This window comes from Bartonella sp. CL100XZDX (assembly GCF_042195375.1).
In the GTDB taxonomy this organism is placed as follows: Bacteria; Pseudomonadota; Alphaproteobacteria; order Rhizobiales; family Rhizobiaceae; genus Bartonella.
In genome coordinates this window covers 1-5,404 of the sequence record NZ_JBHIOH010000046.1, presented here as the reverse complement: position 1 = coordinate 5,404, position 5,404 = coordinate 1, and the positions used below count along the sequence as shown (strand labels likewise).

At 37.2% G+C, this 5,404-nt stretch carries 2 protein-coding genes and 1 pseudogene; all 3 read right to left on the bottom strand.

Translation table 11 applies throughout. The features are described 5' to 3' along the window. The coding region (locus ACFILU_RS05300; RefSeq protein WP_375675050.1) for a pertactin-like passenger domain-containing protein at positions 1–1,584 on the bottom strand (1,584 nt) is incomplete at its 3' end. 257 nt (positions 1,585–1,841) lie between these two features. After that, positions 1,842–2,076 (bottom strand): annotated as a pseudogene (locus ACFILU_RS05295) (integrase arm-type DNA-binding domain-containing protein); the annotation flags it as partial. A gap of 339 nt (positions 2,077–2,415) precedes the next feature. Next, positions 2,416–4,980 (bottom strand): BafA family autotransporter, encoded by a 2,565-nt coding sequence (gene bafA / locus ACFILU_RS05290; protein ID WP_375675049.1) that lies wholly within the window; start codon positions 4,978–4,980, stop codon positions 2,416–2,418. Positions 4,981–5,404: the final 424 nt, after the last annotated feature.

Sequence of the window (5,404 nt, the reverse complement as noted above, 5' to 3'; positions counted from 1 at the left end):
CACAATCATCTGATCGGCTAAAGAGTGAGAAGATTCTGAAACAGCAGTTTGTTGCTCTTCAGCAGAAAGAGGATGAGAACTGACTAGAGGAAACACCAGACGATTCTGATTTTCTTGAGAGGGAGATACAGAAACACTAGAGACATTCTGCGCTTCTCTTAAATGACGTGGAGGCCGTGGTTTAGCTGGTTGTTTTTTAGTAGGTTTACGAGAACCGGTATTTTTTCCTCTAGAAGAAGCACTTTGATCAAACAATGCAAGAGGAATCTTCGTTTTCTTGTTTACACACTGTGTTTCAGTATTCGAACGTGTCGTACTTTCAGAGGCAGAACTTAAATACCAAATTGTAGAATAACCACTAGAATCAGCACATCTTTCTCTCTTTCGTAAAACATACTGATAGGCTCCACCATCAACAGCTGTAATATAATTACCCGAAAGATCTTCCAGAGTAAAATTAGCGCCTCCTAATTTATCAGTAACTAAATTAATCTCTGTAGCCCAACCATTTTTCTGAGAGATAGGACCTGTAATTTCACGACCAGAATCTGCAACGCTTATTTTGTGATTACCCAAACCTTCATCAATCGACAAGTAATCACTTGCATCCCCTGTAGCACTAATATTGAATCGAAAATGCAAACTTCCTGAAAGTTTCTCAACGTGAAGTGAAATATGTTGTGGATCATACGGTATAGAAGTAAAAATAATAGTCCCATCCTGCCCCCCTAAATCTTCAATTTCAATCTGAGGTTTTTCTCCTATATTCCGTTCACCAACCTCAAATATTGTTTCTTCAACTCTGTCCTTTATAGGAATTTTTTTCTTAGTCGTATGATTTGTCCTATCACCAGCGAATAAATAAAGTTCTCCGTGATCATTGACAATTACTTCTCCAACGACATCTTTTATACCAACATGGAACCACGACTTAGCAAAGTTGTTAACAGTCAGACCATCCACAAACCCTTCAGGATATACAACTTGAATAGCATGATCTTTCAAATTAGTAGCAAAAGATTCTCCTAACGCTAAGACGTGCTGTCTCCCATTTCCAGAGACCTCAGCATACATTGATTTTCCCCCCTCTTTTCTTTCTCCTGCATAAAGGTTTTGTTCTCCGTTATCTACCACTTTCGTATTCCAAACCCACGCTCCATCATACACATTCTGCTGTCCCACTGCTCCACTGCCACCAGAAACTGTGGATTTATATGCACTACTTTTTCTCTCCACGCTTATAAGATCAAGACCTTTTTCTTCATGAATAAACTGCTTACCTCCAAGGATTTTAGCATCTATTGCATTTCCTCCACGCGTAACTATTTGCATCCCTCCTTTTTCAATAGTGGATCCCATGGAAGTTTTTCCATTTTCAACAATTTCAACACCACCACCTTCGATCTTAACATTATTGTTGAAAAGGGTTGTAATCAGTGCTGAACCTTTTGGTACCTTCCCTCCACTTTCCACATTTTCTAATCTTTTTAACTCTTCATTCCTGTTTTCAACTGCACTTGCAACTTGTACAAGACAACTACTGATCATCAATACTGAAAAACTCAACTTATGTTTATACTGCATTATAGACACTCCACTCTCAATTATTTAGAAAAATATCCCACGGCTACGTAGGTAACTCGTCTTAGATTGTATCGTAATGTGTTTTATTTATGTTTAAAAACACTTTTTAAGTGTATTTTTAATATAAACAACTTTAGGTTGTGTTTCTATAAAAGCCACTAGAAAGTTCTAACTTACGGCTGAAAATCTTAATAAAATTCAAATTGTTTACTTGAGTTCAAGGAACAATTTTCAATATTTGAAGTTAGATGAACAAAATGCTCGTGCCTAACGAGGTCACGTCCTTCACGGAACACAAAACGCCTTTGGATTGTACATTCACGCGCTTGTTTTAAAGAGACATCTCTCAACGCACCCGAACCCATTTCGCGACGTCATCCCATGAATGGTATACCGGTAAAGCCATTGCGTCCCCAATCTTTACGCTTATGAAGAAGCGAGCCGATATCATCATACACTTTGCCATCCTAATGTTGTGACAGCCCTTGACACTAGAGAAGATTCATAAGAAACATTTTTACTCTTTTCTTATATAGTTTTTATCCACATGTTCATCCCGCTTGTGATGTGCTAGGCGAATAATTTTGATTGATTCAACATAAACAGATTTGGAATGAGAGAATCCTATGATACTCGGGACTCTCATTCAATATGCATAGAAATGAATTATTATTATAAATTCAGTATGTTGCCTTTAAAAGAGAGAGTATAAAGATACCCTTACTGTTTGAGTAGATCTCTACACTCTCGAGAAGACAAAATCGAGCGTTATCTGTTTAAGCTTGCAAAACAATTACATTTGTAAAATTAATCAGCCGTGTACACACATATTTAGAAACTATAGCGTAATCCTAAAATACCTTGAAGAGCATTCTTAATCTTATGTCCTTTTAGATAATGTGCTTCCGCATAAAGTGTTAGTTTATCATTGACCGTACCGTTTAAACCAATTCCCAATTTACCCGCACTGCCTGATAAATCTGTAATAAATTTATACTGCTTATTAATTGTCGTATAATTATTATTTATATTCTCACGCAACCAAGCTGCCATAATGTAAGCTGTTAATGAAGTTTCTGAATTCACAAAAAATTCATGTCCTGCAGTCAATCCAACTTCACTGCGGAATGAATTTAATGGGCTTAGATCACCTATCATTTCATTGGAAAGTTTTATTCTTTTACCTTCAACCTGCAAACCTGTTAGCTTGATATAAGGCTGCATCCAAGTATTCTGTGCCGGTTCAAAATAACAGCCAATCTCAAATGATCCACCTATCGCCCACTGATTGTAATGACTTTGAATAGCTAAACCATTCGTTGATATGGCTTTTAAATTATCTCGGTAATAATTATATTTCAAAACACCATCCATATACCATCCACGATGATCAAAATAAGTTGCGTAAGTTCCAATGCTATAAGAGCTCAAATCACTATCACCACCTCGTGCATGAGAAACACGTGCTTGATCATAACTCCCAAAACCACCAACATACAACTCTCCATGCCTTAATTCACTCAACTGATCAGCACCAAAGACTAAACCTGTCTGCCCAAGCTTAAAGTGTGTATGGCCTGTCGCAACACGTTCTCTGCTCTTAATCCCATAAGTCCATAGTTCGATATCTTTCTTATTTCTGTCCCAAATTTTTCTACCATTCCGTACAACTTGCAACTCATTATTAAAAATAAGTCCAGGGACTACGGACAACGTTAACACTGCATCTGTAGAGGGGGTTGTTGATGTTTCACCAGGAAAAAAAGGATCTGTCGGATCTGGCATAGAAGGCTCTGGTCCACTGAGGCGGTCTGCCGATAAAAACCAAACTTTCCCATTTTCTTCCTTTCTTTCTTTCAAATCATACATATAAGTTCCACCATCAATGGCGTTAATTTTTTCACCCTTAAGATCTGTCAGCGTAAAATGCGCACCACCACTTTGATCCGTAATTAAATCACGCTTATTTGAAAAAGGATCCGTGATTTCAACTCCAGAATCAGCAACACTTATTGTATGTTTCCCAGCGCCTTTCTCAACCAAGAGATAATCACCACGGTTATGGGCAATCGTAGTATTGAACGCGAAATGTAAATTTCCTGAAAGATTATTCACATGAAGCTGAGAATAATATGGATCAGAACCTGTAAACGAAAAAATAACACTCCCTTCACCACTTAATTTTTGTATCAAAGAACTTTTTCCATCAAACTCATCAGTAACAGAGTACAGTTTTGTATCTTTTCCATTTAAAATAATATCTTCTACTGTGGTGCGTTGTTGATCATTCCCAGCATAAAGATGGATCTGCCCAGAATGGTTTACCTGTGTCTTGCCTTCTAATGTTGCTCCAGCATGCACCCATGATTTTGTTTGATCATTCATTGTTAGATTCTTTACAGATCCATCAGTATATATTTCCTGAATAGCACTCTCATTTAAAGTGACTCCAATAGCCTGACCGCCTTTTAAGATACGTTGTTTACCACCACCAAAAACTTCTGTGTCAAATGCAAAACCACCATTTTTTGCACTTTGAGACTTTTTTCCAACCTCTTGGACACCCCCTCGCATAACTTTCGTATTCCAAACTTTTCCGCCATCATATACTTTTTGTTGGCCTAGTGTTTCATCTTGACCATAAATGACAGTATGAGAAGCACTACTCCCTTTAATCTCTCCTCCAATATCCCCCTCGCCGAAAACAAGCTGCTCACCACCATAAATTTTAGTCCCTTCTACTTTTCCTCCATTTCCAACACTTTGGTGTCCGCCTTCTTCAACAACAGCATTTTTCGAAAAACCTTGTTTTCCCTTCAAAGCCTGAACATTTTCAATTCCACCATGTTCAATTTTACTATTCTCACTGAGTCCTCCTGCATACACATAAAGCTCTGCACCATTCCTCACAGTGTTATTAATGGATCGCCCTGGACTATCAATCTCACCATCATTTGAAATGTATGCTTTACCTTCATTATCAAGGATATAATTTTCTAAAATTGCCCCATCTTTAATGGAGATAAGTTCAGGCTTTTTAAGAAAAGCAGTATTTTGTTCTTGTGCATTATATCCAGCATTGTCACGATGACTACTGTCAAGTTCCTGTTGACTCGTAAACACTCTAGCACCCTTATCCATGATAAAATCGCTAGGCTTTTTCAAAAAGTCTAATTCATTGCGCGTTCTTACCATGGCATCATTAGAGGCTCCAAGTATGCATCTGCCTGTTTTCATATCCTCATTGTATTGATCTTGAAATACTTTATCATTTTCATAACTTGAAGATTGACAAAAAAGTGCTGTCCCCCCCTCATTTGCAGCAGCAGCTTGCACAAAACAGCTGCTCAACATGAGTATCCAACAATGTCGTTTCCATTTATATTGTAGAGCCATATCCTCCCCCCTTCACGCCTGCATAGACACTAAACGTAATTAGCTCTACAAAATATATTTTCAACCTTAGATTGCAACAATCCTTCTTAAAAATCCTCCTTATCTCATAAAAAACCGCTCTTTATAGTTTTTAAATACTTTTTTGATTAAGAATATAAGAGCGCTCTTATAGTGCTTCTTTAGCATTTTCTCGGAGTTTTCTTATCAAAGATAAAAAGTAATGCATAATCAAGTATATAAGGGTATACAGTTTATCATGAACAACGAAGCTGCATGCTCTGAAAAATTGTTCTCTGAACCTTTAATTAAAGACCTTTAAAACAATCATATATTTAAAGATAACTAAAAAATAACCATATACTTAGAAACTATAGCGTACACCTATAATTCCCTGAAGGGACTGTTTTGTTTTACGCCCTTTAAT